Raw genomic sequence first — 14116 nt, forward strand, 5'->3', positions numbered from 1 at the left:
AAGAAAGGCATTCAGCGGTTGGTGAGTTTGCAGCAGATGGCAGTGGCTTAGGATTAAATGCCGAGCTTGAACACCCCCCTCTGCCCTGCCGGGCATCTCCCCCGCAAGGGGGGAGATCGGATGTCGTTTCGGGCTTCGCTAATCTCTAACGTTGCAAAGGGCGCGGCGATGCGGAGGCTGCCAATCTCCCCCCTTGCGGGGGAGATGCCCGGCAGGGCAGAGGGGGGTGCCTCGTGATGCCCTCTGCCATCCTTGAATCAGCTCTCTACGTCAGCGACCTGACCGCAGCGGAAACCTTCTACACCGACATCCTCGGCCTCCCCCTCCTCGGCAAGGTGGCCGGCCGGCATCTCTTCTTCCGCTGCGGGCCGGGCGTGTTGCTCGTCTTCAATGCCGAGGCAACCAAAATCCCGCCGGAGTCCGACGCCAGGCTGCCGGTGCCGCCGCACGGCACGGTCGGGGAAGGCCATCTCTGCTTTGCGGCGACCGCCGACGAAATCGTGCGCTGGAAAGCGCATCTCGAGGCGAAGCACATCGCTATCGAGAGCGAATTCGAATGGCCGCAGGGCGGCCGTTCGATCTATATACGCGACCCCTCGGGCAATTCGATCGAATTCGCCGAGCCACGAATCTGGGGCCTTTGATGCATTCTCTCGACGGAAAGAAGATCGTCGTCGCTAGCCATAATGACGGCAAGCTGCGCGAATTCGCCGACCTGATGGGGCCGTTCGGCTTCGAAGCCAAGTCGGCCAAGGAGTATGGCCTGCCGGAGCCTGACGAGACCGGCACCACCTTCGAGGAGAACGCCTACATCAAGGCGCTCGCCGCCGCCAAGGCGACCGGCCTGCCGGCGCTGTCGGACGATTCCGGCCTGTGCGTCGACGCGCTCGACGGTGCGCCCGGCGTCTACACCGCCAACTGGGCCGAGACCCCGGATGGCTCGCGCGATTTCGGCATGGCCATGCAGCGCACCGAAGTGGCGTTGCAGGAAGTCGGCGCGGCCTTGCCGCAACAGCGCAAGGGACGCTTCGTCGCCGTCATCTGCCTGGCGTTTCCCGATGGCGAGGCGGAATATTATCGCGGCGAGGCCGAAGGCACGCTGGTCTGGCCGCCGCGCGGCGAACTCGGCTTCGGCTACGACCCGGTCTTCCTCCCCGACGGCTTCGACAAGACTTTTGGTGAGATGACGGCCGAGGAAAAGCACGGCTGGAAGCCCGGCCAGCCGACGGCGCTGTCGCATCGCGCTCGCGCCTTCCAGAAGTTCGCCAAAGCGAGATTGGGCTCGCCATGAGCATGCTGCTCGACCGGACGCCCGGCTTCGGCGTTTATGTCCATTGGCCGTTCTGCGCGGCCAAATGCCCCTATTGCGACTTCAACAGCCATGTCCGCCACCAGCCAGTCGACCAGGAGCGCTTTGCCGCCGCCTTCGAGGCCGAACTGGCGACGATGCGCGAACGCACCGGGCTGCGCGAGGTGACCAGCATCTTTCTCGGCGGCGGCACGCCGTCGCTGATGAAGCCGGAAACCGTGGCCAGGGTTCTGGACGCCGTGGCGAAGAACTGGACTGTGCCTGATGGCATCGAGGTGACGCTGGAGGCCAATCCGTCCTCGGTCGAGGCCGAACGCTTTCGCGGCTACCGGGCAGCCGGCGTCAACCGCGTGTCGCTCGGCGTGCAGGCGCTGGATGACAAGGATTTGCGCTTCCTCGGGCGGCTGCACAATGTCGAGGAAGCGCTGCACGCCATCGGCCTCGCGCGGGAAATATTCCCAAGGCTGTCCTTCGACCTCATCTATGCCCGGCCCGGCCAGACGCCGGAGGCTTGGGCATCGGAGCTGGAACAGGCGATCGGCCATGCCGCCGACCATCTGTCGCTTTACCAGCTGACCATTGAGGAAGGCACGCCCTTCCACGCCCTGCACGCGGCAAAGAAATTCATCATTCCCGACAATGACCACGCCGCCGACCTCTATGCGCTGACGCAGGAGATTACATCGGCGCATGGTTTGCCGGCTTACGAGATCTCCAACCACGCAAGGCCGGGCGCCGAGAGCCGGCACAACCTCACCTATTGGCGCTATGGCGAATACGTCGGCGTCGGGCCGGGCGCGCATGGCCGCTTCGTCGAAAATGGTCGCCGCACGGTGACGATCGCCGAGCGGATGCCGGAAACCTGGGCCAATCTGGTCGAGGCCAAGGGCCATGGCGTCACCGGCGGCGAAATCCTGACGCGTTCGGAAGAGGCCGACGAATTCCTGCTGATGGGCCTGCGGCTCGCCGAAGGCATCGACCTCTCCCGCTACGAAGCGTTCTCCGGACGCGGCCTGTCGAGCTCGCGGCTGTCGATGCTGCAGGGAGAGGGGCTGGTGGCGCCGATCGGCAATTCGCGCCTGCGCGCCACGCCGGCCGGTATGATCGTGCTCGACGCCGTGGTCGCCGATCTGGCGCGCTAACCCTTTGAAGAACGTCCTCTTTGTCTGCAGCCAGAATCGCTTGCGCAGCCCCACCGCCGAACAGGTGTTTTCAACGCGCCGGGATATCGAGGTGGCCTCGGCGGGGACAAACCACGATGCGGACACGCCGCTGACGCATGAACTCGTCGCCCGAGCCGATATTATCTTTGTCATGGAAAAGGCGCACCGCACCAAGCTGCAGAAAAAATTCAAGGCCAGCCTGAAGAAGGCCCGTGTGATCTGCCTCGATATACCTGATAACTATGAATTCATGGACCTGGAGCTGATTGGCCTTCTGTAAGGCACGCGTTTCACGGTATCTCGGTTAAGACGCCATCCGCAAAGGCCACCGGCATGAACCTGACCGTATCCTCCTGGCAATTCTGGGCATTGCTGTCGGCTGCCTTCGCGGCCTTGACGGCGATCTTCGCCAAAGTCGGCATCGAGAACATCAATTCCGATTTCGCCACCTTCATCCGCACGGTCATCATACTGATCGTGCTCGGTGCGATCCTGCTTGCCAGCGGCCAATTCCAGTCGCCGGCCACGATCTCGGGAAAGACCTGGGCTTTCCTCGGCCTGTCCGGTCTGGCGACCGGCGCCTCATGGCTCTGCTATTTTCGGGCGCTCAAGATCGGCAATGCGGCGCAGGTGGCGCCGATCGACAAGCTAAGCGTCGTGCTTGTGGCGGTGTTTGGCGCGGCCTTTCTCGGCGAGCGGTTGTCCGGAGCGAATTGGCTTGGCGTCGCCCTTATCGCGGCGGGCGCGGTGCTGGTCGCCTATCGAGGCTAGTTGCGCGCCGTTGCGGGCATTCTTTGTTTCAAGACGGGTGATGAAGATGTCGAAGCGATTGGGCATCGTCCGGTCAGTGCTCCGTCGTGCTGTCTGGTTTGTTGCTGTCGGAATGCCTGCCCTTCGTCGGCGAGGTGCTCGCGGTCCGCTCTTTGGTCAGGCTGTTCTCGGTCTTGGCAGCCGGGCGCTTGGCCGTGGGCGCGGCACCGCGCTTGCGGCCGGCATAGTAAGGCTCGAAAGCGTCCTGTATCTTCAGGCTGTCCATCCTGTCCTCCTCCGGAATCAGGGGGCTAATCTGCCAACGCCGGTTTGGTTCCCCACTGTGGCAAAGGAAAGGCGAATTCCTTACATCGGCGTCAGCTTTTGCAAGCCCGCGTCAGCCGTGCCAAACAGGGCTGAATGGAGAAGTCATCGGTGACCGCAGAGACGAGCAAGCGCAGCTATGTGGTCGGGCAGACCGAGATCGCGGCACGGCCATTGGAGCCGGCGCTCTATCTGGTGGCGACGCCGATCGGCAATCTCGCCGACATCACGCTGCGCGCGCTGGAGACGCTGGCCGCGGCCGACATCGTCGCCTGCGAAGACACGCGGGTGTCGCGCGTGCTGCTCGAGCGCTACGGCATTCGCCGCCGCACCACGGCCTATCATGAACACAATGCCGGCGAGGCCGGGCCGAAGCTGATATCGGCACTTCAGGCCGGGCAGAGCGTGGCGCTGATCTCCGATGCCGGCACGCCGCTGGTATCCGATCCCGGCTACCGGCTGGTCGGCGAGGCGCTCGACCACGGCATTCGCGTCGTGCCGATCCCCGGCCCGTCGGCGCCGCTTGCGGCGTTGACCGCATCCGGCCTGCCCTCCGATGCCTTCATGTTCGCCGGATTTTTGCCGGTGAAGACCGGGCAGCGGTTGACGCGGCTGGAGGCACTGAAAGCCGTGCCGGCGACGCTGATCTTCTTCGAATCGCCGCGTCGGCTGGCCGAATCCCTCGGTGCCATGGTCGAAGCGCTGGGCGGCGAGCGAAAGGCGGCTATCGGCAGGGAATTGACCAAGACCTTCGAGGAGATGCGAACCGGCACGCTGCAGGCGCTGGCCGACCACTATGCTGCGGCCGATACGCCGAAGGGCGAGATCGTCGTCTGCGTCGGCCCGGCCGAGGCCAAGGCGGACGAGCCCGCCGATATCGACCGCCTGCTGCTGTCGCTCGCCGCCGAGATGCCGGCTTCCAAGGCGGCTGCGGAAGCCGCGAAAATGACCGGCGGCCAGAAACAGGCGCTCTATCGGCGGCTGCTAGAACTCAGGGAGATTTCTGGAGAAAGCGACAGTGGCTGAGCGCCCGAGCTCCAGCCGCCTGAAAGCCTATCGACGCGGTCATCGCGGCGAATGGCTGGCGGCGGCAGCCCTGATGATGAAGGGCTACAGGATTCTTGCGCGCCGCCACCGCACACGCTTCGGCGAGATCGACCTGATCGCGCGGCGCGGCGATCTGGTGCTGTTCGTCGAGGTCAAGGCGCGCCGCACGCTGATGGAAGCCATGGAGGCGATCGGTCACGAATCGGAGCGTCGCATAGAAGGCGCGGCTGACATCTGGCTGTCACGCCAAGCGGACTACGGCAGATTGTCGATGCGCTTCGACATGGTCGCGGTGCTGCCCTGGCGCTGGCCGGTGCATGTCGAGAACGCGTTTTACGGAAGGAATTGAGGGAGCGTTCCTCCTTCATTCGTCATCCACGGGCGGAGCAGGAGCGAAGCTCCGTCGCGGAGACCCGAGGATCCATGCCGCGACCTCTAAGCGCCTCTACGGTGCAGGAATTGGGAGACTTTTCGCCGGATTTGGCGAGCTTGGCGATGGCTATTCTCGATCGCCGAACCCTCCGATCGACGTCACGGCATGGATCCTCGGGTCTGCGCTGCGTCGCTACGCTCCTTGCTCCGCCCGTGGATGACGAAGCGTAGGGTCCGCTTCGCGGACCACTCCTCACCCCCAGATCATCAGCGCCACCAGTCCGACACCGCCGACCACCAGCCGCCACCAGCCGAACAGCGAGTAGCCGTTGCGCGAGACGTAATCGAGCAGGAAGCGTACGACTATGAGCGCCGTGACGAAGGCGGCGACGAAGCCGACGGCGATGATCGGCAGGTCGGCGCTGCTCAGCACGTTGCGGTTCTTGAACAGGTCGAAGGCGAAGGCGCCGACCATGGTCGGGATCGCAAGGAAGAAGGAAAATTCCGCGGCCGCGCGCTTATCGACGCCCAAAAGCAGGGCGCCGACGATGGTCGAGCCCGAACGCGATGTGCCGGGAATGAGCGACAGGCACTGGAAAAGCCCGATCTGCAGGTAAAGCCGGGTCGGGAAGCGCTCGACATCGCGGTAGACCGGCTTGAGGTTCATGCGGTCCACCGCCAGCAGTACGACGCCGCCGATGATCAGCATGATGCAGATCAGCCTCGGCGATTCGAACAGCACCGTCTTGATGAAATCATGCGCCAGCGCGCCGATGATCGCCGCCGGCAGGAAGGCGATCAGGATGCCGATGGCGAAATGCCGCGTCAGCCGGTCATGCGGCAGGTCGAGCAGCATCTTCCACAGCCGGCGGAAATAGACGCTGAGGATCGCCAGGATGGCGCCGAGCTGGATCAGGATCTCGAAGGCCTTGCCGGTCGAATGGAAGCCGAGGAAATGACCGGCAAGCAGAATATGGCCGGTCGACGACACCGGGATGAACTCGGTCAGCCCCTCCAGCAGGCCGAGCAGCAGGGCTTCGACGATGGTCTGGCTTTCCATGGCTACCTCGGCATTGGCGTGACGGCTGACAGAAGGGCTTGCTTGTCATGGCGTTGAAGTCCCCCTATAGGTCGCAACACCCTGACGGCCCGCTAACCGGGCGGCCAAGACTTACCGGTGCGCCCTGCGATTCGCCAGTGCGCTTTATCATCGCGGAACCATGCTGACGCTTTTCCACCATCCCATGTTCGCCACCTGTCGCTTCGTCCGCCTCGCATTCGGCGAGTATGGCGAGGAGCTGGCTTTGATCGAGGAAAAGCCGTGGACCCGGCGCAAGGAGTTCCTGGCGCTGAACCCGGCCGGCACGCTGCCGATCCTGCTGGCCGAAGGCGACGTGCCGATCGTCGGCGCGACGGTCATATCGGAATATCTCGATGAAACGCGCGGCGTGCTGAAGCGCGACAAGCGGCTGTTCGCCGAAGACCCGATGCAGCGCGCCGAAATCCGCCGGCTGATCGACTGGTACCTCAACAAGGCTGAAAGCGAAGTCACCCGCCATCTGGTGCGCGAGCGCGTGCTGAAGCCGGTCATGCCGGAAACGGCGGGCGGCGGCTCGCCCGATTCGGGCGCGATCCGTGCCGCGCGCGCCAACATCCGCCAGCACATGAAATACACCAACTGGCTGGCCGGCACCCGCCATTGGCTGGCCGGTTCGAGGGTCACCTATGCCGATCTCGCGGCCGCGGCGACGCTGTCGGTGCTCGATTATCTCGGCGAGATCGACTGGCGCGAGCACAGCGCTGCACGCGAATGGTACACACGGGTCAAGTCGCGGCCCTCTTTCCGGCCGCTCTTGACCGACCGGGTGCGTGGCCTGTCACCGGTGTCGCACTATGCGGACCTCGACTTCTGACGCCGCAAAACTGCGCGCGCTGATCGACGCGGAGGCGCAGCGCGCCGGCTTCGATGCCGTCGCCGTCACCTCCCCCGATGCGATCCCGCTGGCGCCGGCGCGCCTGGCCGAATTCGTCGCCGATGGCTTTCACGGCTCGATGGACTGGATCGCCGAGACGCTGCAACGCCGGGCCGAACCGGCGGCACTGTGGCCGCAGGTGCGGTCGATCGTCGTGCTGGCGATGAACTACGGCCCCGACCATGATCCGCGCGGCGTGCTGGCCAAGCGCGACCGTGGCGCCATCTCGGTCTATGCGCAGAACCGCGACTATCACGATGTGATGAAGGGGCGGCTGAAGGAGATCGCAGGCAAGCTCGTGGCGCGCGCCGGCGGTGATGTGAAGGTGTTCGTCGACACTGCGCCGGTGATGGAAAAGCCACTGGCCGAGGCCGCCGGGCTCGGCTGGCAAGGCAAGCACACCAATCTGGTCAGCCGCGAGCACGGCTCCTGGCTGTTCCTCGGCACCATCTTCACCACCGCCGAACTCGTGCCCGACCGCGCCGAGATCGATCATTGCGGCTCCTGCCGCGCCTGCCTCGACGCGTGCCCGACCGATGCTTTTCCGGCGCCCTACCGGCTCGATGCGCGGCGCTGCATTTCCTATCTCACCATCGAGAACAAGGGGCCGATCCCGCATGAGTTCCGTGAAAAGATCGGCAACCGCATCTATGGCTGCGACGATTGTCTTGCCGCCTGCCCGTGGAACAAATTCGCCAGGGCGGCTTCCGAAGCAAAACTCGTCGCGCGCGATGATTTGCGCGAGCCGCCGCTCGCCGACCTTTTGGGTCTCGATGACGTGGCCTTCCGCGCTTTCTTCTCCGGTTCGCCGATAAAACGCATCGGCCGCGACTGGTTCATCCGCAACGTGCTGATCGCCGCCGGCAATTCCGGCGATGCCTCTCTTGCCGACACTGTGCGCGTCTTGCTGGACGATGCTTCGCCGCTGGTGCGGGGCGCGGCAATATGGGCGCTGGCGCGGCTGGTGCTCGACGCCGAATATTCAGAAAGGGCAGCCATCGGCCTGAAAACCGAGAGCGACGAAGCCGTGCGCGACGAATGGCGTCTGGCGCGGCCAACCAGGGCGAATGCATGAGCGAAAAGCAGATCTTCATCTTCGGCGCCGGCTATTCCGGCAGGGCTTTTGCTCGGGCTAACAAAGGCGCCGCGACGATCTTCGGCACGACACGCTCGCCGGAAAAATTCGAGACGCTGCGGCAGGCCGGTATCGCGCCGCTCCTGTTCGACGGCGCGATGACCGGCGAAATCGGTGATGCATTGGGAAAAACAACGCATCTGCTGATTTCGATTGCCCCGGAAGAGGCCGGCGATCCCGTTTTGAATGCCGCGCGCGCGGCAATCGCTCAAATGCCTTTGCTGGAATGGATCGGCTATCTCTCTACGGTCGGGGTTTATGGCAATTATGACGGCGCCTGGGTTGATGAAACGGCTGAATGCCGGCCGGTGTCGAAGCGCTCGGTGATGCGAGTTGCCGCCGAACAGGACTGGCTGGAGCTGGGCCGCGAGATCGGCCGACCGGGGGCGATCCTGCGCCTGTCCGGCATCTACGGCCCCGGCCGCAACGCGCTGGTCAATCTGGAAAACGGCACCGCAAGGCGGCTGGTCAAGCCAGACCAGGTGTTCAACCGCATCCATTGCGAGGACATTGCAGGCTCCCTGTGGCAGCTCATCGAAGGAAACACAGGCGGCATCTTCAACGTCACCGACGATCTGCCGGCGCCGCCACAGGATGTCGTCGCCTATGCCGCTTCGCTGATGGGCATAGAGCCGCCGCCCGAGATTCCCTTCGACGCCGCCCAACTTTCGCCCATGGCGCGGTCCTTCTATGGCGAGAACAAGCGTGTCGCCAACGCGGCGATCAAGGCGGCGGGCTATTCCCTGCGCTTTCGCGACTACCGCGCCGCCTTCGATCATATGTGGGCAAGCGGCGATTGGCGTGACGGCGAAGCGCGCAGCCCGATGAAGCGCTGACGATCGAAGCCGCGGGCGCGGCGTGCTATGATTCGGCCTTGGGATTGCGGTGGAGAACCGGGTTCATGAAGACAGCGATGAGGCCATCTTTCGGCAAAACGCCCCTGTTGGCCGCTGCGGTCGGCCTGCTTGCCGTGCTTGGGTTAGCCGTTCAGCCGGCGAGCGCCGAGGAGCGGGCAAAAGACCTGTTCGGCGCCAAGAAACTGCCGGCCGCCACCGCGGCGCAGTCGATCGGATTCTATTCCAAGGGCTGTTTTGCCGGCGGCGTCGCCATTCCCTTGGACGGTCCGACCTGGCAGGTGATGCGGCCGTCGCGCAACCGCCGCTGGGGCCATCCGGCGATGATCGCGGTAGTCGAGAAATTGTCGCGCGACGCAGCGGCCGATGGTTGGCCAGGCCTGCTGATCGGCGACATTTCGCAGCCGCGCGGCGGCCCGATGCTGACAGGACATGCCTCGCACCAGATCGGGCTCGACGCCGACATCTGGCTGACGCCGATGCCCAGCCGCCCGCTGTCGATGGCGCAGCGCGAATCGATGAGCGCCACCTTGATGGTCGATGAGAAGACCCATCTGGTGAAGGACGCGCTGTGGACGCCAGCGCACACAAGGCTTTTGAAGCGCGCGGCGAGCTACAGCCAGGTCGAGCGCATCCTGGTCAATCCGGGCATCAAGAAAAAGCTCTGCGATACCGTCAAGGGCGACCGCTTCTGGCTGCGTAAGGTCAGGCCGTTCTGGGGCCACGACTATCATTTCCACATGCGCATCGGCTGTCAGCCCGGATCGCCCGGCTGCAAGGCGCAGGAAGCGACGCCGGACGATGACGGTTGCGGCAAGCCGCTGGCCTGGTGGTTCACGCAGGAGCCCTGGCGCCCCAACAAGAACCCCGATGCGCCCAAGGCCCGCGACCTGATGACGATGGAGAACCTGCCGAGCGAATGCCGCGCCGTGCTCGACGCGCCGGGGCCGTCGTCGGCCGAGGCGGCGACCTACCATGGCGGCGGCGTGCCGGTCGCGGCTGCCGCGCCCGAACCCGAAGCGCCCTCGTTGCCCGCCACCCCGGCCGCCGCCGGCTTGCCAAGCACGATGAACGCTTTCACGGCGACGCCCGAGATCGGCGTGCCGCTGCCGAGACCGCGGCCGCCTGGAAACTGACGATCACGGCTTATAGGCAGACTCAATCGGTTCAGCGCCGCATTTTTGCGAAACCGTGGCGGTTTGGCCGCAGAGCCGGCCTCAGCGCGCCGCCGGGGTCGAAAACCGTTTCCCTTTTCAAACCCATGCGCTAGTCAACGGAAGAACGGCCAGATGCCGTCGGGGGCGCCGGAGACGGACGAGAGCATGCCACGCACAGGCGACGACGACACTTTGCTGCGGTTTCCGATCCTGATCGGCGACATCGGCGGCACCAATGCGCGCTTTTCGATCGTGCTCGACGCCAATTCCGAGGCTGGCGAGCCGACCATCGTCCAGACGGCAAACTACAACACCATCGACGAGGCGATCCAGGCGGCCGTGCTCGACCGCTCGTCGGTGCGTCCCAATTCGGCGGTGCTGGCGGTGGCTGGCCCGGTCGACGGCGACGAGATCGAGCTGACCAACTGCCCCTGGATCGTCAAGCCGAGGAAAATGTTCGCCAGCCTCGGCCTGAGCGACATCGTCGTGCTCAACGATTTCGAGGCGCAGGCGCTGGCCGTCGTCGCGCTCGGCGAGGAGCACATGGAAAAGATCGGCGGCGGCACGCCGGAGCCCAATGCCGGGCGCGTCGTGCTCGGTCCGGGAACCGGGCTCGGCGTCGCCGGGCTGGTCCATGCGCTGCACCACTGGATACCGGTCCCCGGCGAGGGCGGCCATATGGACATCGGCCCGCGCACACCGCGCGATTTCGAGGTTTTTCCGCATATCGAGAAGCTCGAAGGCCGCGTTTCGGGCGAGCAGATCCTGTGCGGGCGCGGCCTGGTCAATGTCTACCGGGCGGTGGCCAAGGCGGACGGCAAGGCGTCGCCCTTCACGACGCCGGCCGAGATCACTGCCGCGGCACTTGCGAAAACCGATCCGGTTGCCGAGGAAGCGCTGGAGATCTTCGTCACCTGCCTTGGGCGCACCGCAGGCGACCTTGCTCTGGTATTCATGAGCCGCGGCGGCGTGTTCCTCACCGGTGGCATCGCGCAGAAGATCGTGCCGGCGCTGAAAGCCGGCAATTTCCGGGCCGCTTTCGAGGACAAGGCGCCGCACAGCGCGATGATGCGCACCATGCCGGTCTACGTCATCATCCACCCGCTGGCTGCACTTCTGGGCCTTGCCGCCTATGCCAGGACCCCCTCGCTGTTCGGTGTCCAGACCGAGGGCCGGCGCTGGCAGGCCTGAAAGCCAGCGAAGCGCTCGCGCCCCCGCGACGAAGTTAATCAGGTGCGGGCATAGGCAATCAGGCCGCAGGGCGTTAAGAGGGGTGCCGAATTTGCAGCCCCGGTCCCACGAGGCGGAAAACCACAAAGCGCTCCCGATTTGACACTTCAAGCTCCAAACAAACAAAAAGCCCGGCCCGGCGAGGTCACAGCGGTGCTCCGCCGCATCCTCGCTGAAAACGGCAACGAGTATCGCTGGACCTATGTCGTCGCCGTCTCTTGCCTGCTGATCGTTTCCGGCACCACTGCCTTCACGGCGTGGATCATGGCCCCGATGATCAACCAGATCTTCTACGAACGACGCGGCGATATGCTCTGGTTGATCTGCGCCGGTTTCATGGGAGCCTCCCTGCTGCGCGGCTTCGCCGGTTACGGCCAAGCAGTCGCGTTGGCCAGTATCGGCAACAATCTGGTCGCGCGCTACCAGAAGCGCAGCTTCGACCATCTGATGAAGCTCGGCGTCAACTTCTTCAACGATACGCGTTCCGGTCGGCTGGCGGCACAGGTCAGCGAGAATGTCGGCGGCGTTCGCGATCTGCTGTCGCTGACACTGACCTCCATCAGCCGCGACGCGGTCACGCTGGTCGCTCTCGTCGGCGTGATGATCTATCAGGATCCGGTGTTGTCGCTCAGCTCGCTGCTGATCGGCCCTCCACTGATCTGGGCCGTCGTCTATATCACCCGCCGACTGCGGCGTATCAACCGGGAATCCGTCCTGATCAATTCGCGGCTGAACGGGTCCGTGCAGGAAGCTACGCAAGGCATCGCCATCGTCAAGGCCTTCACCTTGGAGGCCGAGCTGGCGCGCCGCATCGGCATCATGGCGGACACGGCCGAACAGCGTAACAACAAGATCGCCCGCGTCTCGGAGCGGCTGTCGCCGATTTCCGAGATTCTGGGCGGTCTCGCCATCACCTCCGTGCTTGCCTATTCCGGTTACCGGGCTCTGTATCTTGGGCAGCCGCCGGGCGCGGTTTTCTCCTTCATCACCGCACTGATCATGGCTTACGATCCGGCAAGACGCCTGGCGCGCACACAGGTGGGCATGGAACGTGCCCTCGTCAACGCGCGAATGATCTACGAGTTGCTCGACCTGGAGCCGAAACAGGGCGACGCACCCGATGCCGTCGAGGCGAGGATCACCACCGGCGAGGTGCGTTTCGACAATGTGACGTTCGGCTACAGCGCCGACATGCCGGTGCTTAGGGACCTGAGCTTTACCGCCGCGGCCGGCAAGGTGACGGCGATCGTCGGTGCGTCGGGCGCCGGCAAATCGACGCTGGTGGCGCTCTTGCAGCGCTTCTACGACGTCGACCGGGGCAGCATCGAGGTCGATGGCCAGGACATCTCGAAGGTAACCAAGCATTCGCTGCGGCAGTCGATCGCCTATGTGGCGCAGGCGCCATATCTGTTCGAGGGCACGATCCGCGACAACATCCGCTACGGCCGTCTGTCGGCCACGGACGCCGAGATCGAGCAGGCGGCGAAACAGGCGGCAGCCGACGAGTTCATCCGCCAGCAGCCGCAAGGTTACGACACGCCGGTCGGCGAAGGCGGCTCGACCCTTTCCGGCGGCCAGCGCCAGCGCGTCTCGATCGCCCGCGCCATCGTGCGCCAGGCACCGATCCTGCTGCTCGACGAGGCGACATCGGCGCTCGACAACGAGGCGGAGGCGCGCGTCCAGGAAGCGCTGACCCAAGTCATGCAAGGCCGCACGACCATCGTCATAGCGCATAGGCTATCGACGGTGGTCAATGCCGACCACATCATCGTGCTGGAAGAGGGACGGTTGGTCGAGGAAGGCACCCATGCGACGCTGATGGCCGACCCGGACAGCATCTATTCCCGCTTCCACCGCATCCAGGGCAAGAAGGGGCTGGGGCTTGTCGATGACAGCAAGCCGATCCAAACTCCGGTCCGGGCCACGCGTGCGAAGAAGACTGCTGTGAGGAGCACATGAGCGAAGCAGGCGATATGGGCCTTGTGGTGGTGGGCGCTGCCGGCCGCATGGGCCAGACGCTGATCCGTGCCATCCACTCTATATCAGGCGCTCGAGTTATCGGCGCGGTCGAGCGGGCGGATTCGCCGCATCTGGGTAAGGATGCCGGCGAACTGGCGGGCATCGGCATCATCAATGTGCCGATCGGTGACGACCCGCTGCCGGTCTTCGCCAAGGCGGACGGCGTGCTCGACTTCACCACGCCTGCTTCGACAGTCGAATTCGCCGGCTACGCGGCGCAGGCGCGCATCGTCCATGTCATCGGCACGACGGGCTGTTCAGCCGACGATAACGCGAAAATAGCGGCGGCGGCGCGCCACGCGACGATCGTCAAATCGGGCAATATGAGTCTCGGCGTCAATCTTCTGGCGGTGCTGGTCGAACAAGCGGCGCGCGCGCTCGACGCCGACGATTTCGACATCGAAATCCTCGAAATGCACCACAAGCACAAGGTCGACGCGCCGTCGGGCACGGCGCTGCTGCTGGGTGAAGCCGCCGCCGCCGGGCGTGGTATCGAGCTTTCAGGCAATGACGTACGCGTTCGCGACGGCCATACCGGCGTGCGCAAGACGGGCTCGATCGGCTTTGCCACGCTGCGCGGCGGCTCGGTGGTCGGCGATCACAGCGTGCTGCTGGCCGGCACCGGCGAGCGCATCACCCTGTCGCACCATGCCGAGGACCGCGCCATCTTCGCCCGCGGCGCCGTCAAGGCGGCGCTTTGGGCGCGCGGCAAGAAGCCGGGACTGTATTCGATGCGGGACGTGCTCGGCCTCAGCTGAGCCGGCCAATCTGCCAACTTGCCCA

At 64.8% G+C, this 14116-nt stretch carries 15 protein-coding genes and 1 pseudogene; 14 read left to right on the plus strand and 2 right to left on the minus strand.

Features of this window, described 5'->3' with window-relative positions:
- The first annotated feature begins 233 nt into the window (after positions 1-233).
- From NKH95_RS28305 to NKH95_RS28325, 5 genes and pseudogenes are all read left to right on the plus strand, one after another.
- Positions 234-644 (plus strand): VOC family protein, encoded by a 411-nt coding sequence (locus NKH95_RS28305; RefSeq protein ID WP_352893934.1) that lies wholly within the window; start codon positions 234-236, stop codon positions 642-644.
- On the plus strand, positions 644-1291 hold the full coding sequence (rdgB, locus tag NKH95_RS28310; RefSeq protein ID WP_352893936.1) for an RdgB/HAM1 family non-canonical purine NTP pyrophosphatase: 648 nt from the start codon (positions 644-646) through the stop codon (positions 1289-1291). The genes NKH95_RS28305 and rdgB overlap by 1 nt, the downstream gene beginning before the upstream one ends.
- Complete coding sequence (hemW, locus tag NKH95_RS28315) at positions 1288-2451, plus strand: radical SAM family heme chaperone HemW (protein WP_352893938.1); 1164 nt, start codon at positions 1288-1290, stop codon at positions 2449-2451. Before rdgB ends, hemW begins: the two co-directional genes overlap by 4 nt.
- 4 nt (positions 2452-2455) lie before the next feature.
- Positions 2456-2780, plus strand: a pseudogene (locus tag NKH95_RS28320) (low molecular weight protein tyrosine phosphatase family protein).
- Between the two features lie 25 nt (positions 2781-2805).
- On the plus strand, positions 2806-3243 hold the full coding sequence (locus NKH95_RS28325; protein ID WP_127297006.1) for an EamA family transporter: 438 nt from the start codon (positions 2806-2808) through the stop codon (positions 3241-3243).
- Between the two features lie 73 nt (positions 3244-3316).
- Here the strand turns inward: NKH95_RS28325 and NKH95_RS28330 are convergent, their stop codons facing one another.
- Complete coding sequence (locus tag NKH95_RS28330) at positions 3317-3508, minus strand: hypothetical protein (RefSeq protein ID WP_128305284.1); 192 nt, start codon at positions 3506-3508, stop codon at positions 3317-3319.
- 134 nt (positions 3509-3642) lie between these two features.
- On the opposite strand from NKH95_RS28330, the gene rsmI reads away from it, so the two are divergent.
- Complete coding sequence (gene rsmI, locus NKH95_RS28335) at positions 3643-4572, plus strand: 16S rRNA (cytidine(1402)-2'-O)-methyltransferase (RefSeq protein WP_128305283.1); 930 nt, start codon at positions 3643-3645, stop codon at positions 4570-4572.
- The gene (locus tag NKH95_RS28340; RefSeq protein ID WP_128305282.1) at positions 4565-4942 is read left to right on the plus strand and encodes a YraN family protein; all 378 of its coding nucleotides are present in this window, start codon (positions 4565-4567) and stop codon (positions 4940-4942) included. The genes rsmI and NKH95_RS28340 overlap by 8 nt, the downstream gene beginning before the upstream one ends.
- A gap of 276 nt (positions 4943-5218) precedes the next feature.
- Here NKH95_RS28340 and NKH95_RS28345 read toward each other — a convergent pair whose 3' ends face one another.
- The gene (locus NKH95_RS28345) at positions 5219-6025 is read right to left on the minus strand and encodes an undecaprenyl-diphosphate phosphatase (RefSeq protein WP_027040262.1); all 807 of its coding nucleotides are present in this window, start codon (positions 6023-6025) and stop codon (positions 5219-5221) included.
- Between the two features lie 160 nt (positions 6026-6185).
- On the opposite strand from NKH95_RS28345, the gene NKH95_RS28350 reads away from it, so the two are divergent.
- The 7 genes from NKH95_RS28350 to dapB all read left to right on the plus strand — a co-directional run bounded on the left by NKH95_RS28350 (position 6186) and on the right by dapB (position 14091).
- Entirely contained in the window at positions 6186-6878 is a 693-nt protein-coding gene (locus NKH95_RS28350) for a glutathione S-transferase family protein (RefSeq protein WP_013528622.1), read from the plus strand.
- Entirely contained in the window at positions 6859-8013 is a 1155-nt protein-coding gene (queG, locus tag NKH95_RS28355) for a tRNA epoxyqueuosine(34) reductase QueG (RefSeq protein WP_128305281.1), read from the plus strand. The genes NKH95_RS28350 and queG overlap by 20 nt, the downstream gene beginning before the upstream one ends.
- Positions 8010-8909: an SDR family oxidoreductase gene (locus NKH95_RS28360; protein WP_128305280.1), complete on the plus strand. Its 900-nt coding sequence runs from the start codon at positions 8010-8012 to the stop codon at positions 8907-8909. The genes queG and NKH95_RS28360 overlap by 4 nt, the downstream gene beginning before the upstream one ends.
- A 65-nt stretch (positions 8910-8974) precedes the next feature.
- Positions 8975-10063: a penicillin-insensitive murein endopeptidase gene (gene mepA / locus NKH95_RS28365; protein ID WP_352613496.1), complete on the plus strand. Its 1089-nt coding sequence runs from the start codon at positions 8975-8977 to the stop codon at positions 10061-10063.
- A 186-nt stretch (positions 10064-10249) separates the two neighbouring features.
- Entirely contained in the window at positions 10250-11275 is a 1026-nt protein-coding gene (locus NKH95_RS28370; RefSeq protein WP_128305278.1) for a glucokinase, read from the plus strand.
- A gap of 138 nt (positions 11276-11413) precedes the next feature.
- Entirely contained in the window at positions 11414-13273 is a 1860-nt protein-coding gene (locus NKH95_RS28375; RefSeq protein ID WP_352442639.1) for an ABC transporter ATP-binding protein, read from the plus strand.
- A complete protein-coding gene (gene dapB / locus NKH95_RS28380) occupies positions 13270-14091 on the plus strand; it encodes a 4-hydroxy-tetrahydrodipicolinate reductase (protein WP_352893943.1) in 822 nt (273 codons plus the stop codon). The genes NKH95_RS28375 and dapB overlap by 4 nt, the downstream gene beginning before the upstream one ends.
- The last annotated feature ends 25 nt before the right edge of the window (positions 14092-14116 follow it).

Origin of the sequence: Mesorhizobium sp. M0848, assembly GCF_040319805.1 — a bacterium.
In the GTDB taxonomy this organism is placed as follows: domain Bacteria; phylum Pseudomonadota; class Alphaproteobacteria; order Rhizobiales; family Rhizobiaceae; genus Mesorhizobium.

What these genes read in the sequence shown, in the direction of transcription:
- queG (WP_128305281.1), top strand. Translation starts at nt 6,859, where the DNA reads ATGCGGACCTCGACTTCTGACGCCGCAAAACTGCGCGCGCTGATCGAC.
- NKH95_RS28330 (WP_128305284.1), bottom strand. Translation starts at nt 3,508, where the DNA reads ATGGACAGCCTGAAGATACAGGACGCTTTCGAGCCTTACTATGCCGGC.
- NKH95_RS28345 (WP_027040262.1), bottom strand. Translation starts at nt 6,025, where the DNA reads ATGGAAAGCCAGACCATCGTCGAAGCCCTGCTGCTCGGCCTGCTGGAG.
- NKH95_RS28325 (WP_127297006.1), top strand. Translation starts at nt 2,806, where the DNA reads ATGAACCTGACCGTATCCTCCTGGCAATTCTGGGCATTGCTGTCGGCT.
- NKH95_RS28350 (WP_013528622.1), top strand. Translation starts at nt 6,186, where the DNA reads ATGCTGACGCTTTTCCACCATCCCATGTTCGCCACCTGTCGCTTCGTC.
- rsmI (WP_128305283.1), top strand. Translation starts at nt 3,643, where the DNA reads ATGGAGAAGTCATCGGTGACCGCAGAGACGAGCAAGCGCAGCTATGTG.
- dapB (WP_352893943.1), top strand. Translation starts at nt 13,270, where the DNA reads ATGAGCGAAGCAGGCGATATGGGCCTTGTGGTGGTGGGCGCTGCCGGC.
- NKH95_RS28360 (WP_128305280.1), top strand. Translation starts at nt 8,010, where the DNA reads ATGAGCGAAAAGCAGATCTTCATCTTCGGCGCCGGCTATTCCGGCAGG.
- mepA (WP_352613496.1), top strand. Translation starts at nt 8,975, where the DNA reads ATGAAGACAGCGATGAGGCCATCTTTCGGCAAAACGCCCCTGTTGGCC.
- hemW (WP_352893938.1), top strand. Translation starts at nt 1,288, where the DNA reads ATGAGCATGCTGCTCGACCGGACGCCCGGCTTCGGCGTTTATGTCCAT.
- NKH95_RS28370 (WP_128305278.1), top strand. Translation starts at nt 10,250, where the DNA reads ATGCCACGCACAGGCGACGACGACACTTTGCTGCGGTTTCCGATCCTG.
- rdgB (WP_352893936.1), top strand. Translation starts at nt 644, where the DNA reads ATGCATTCTCTCGACGGAAAGAAGATCGTCGTCGCTAGCCATAATGAC.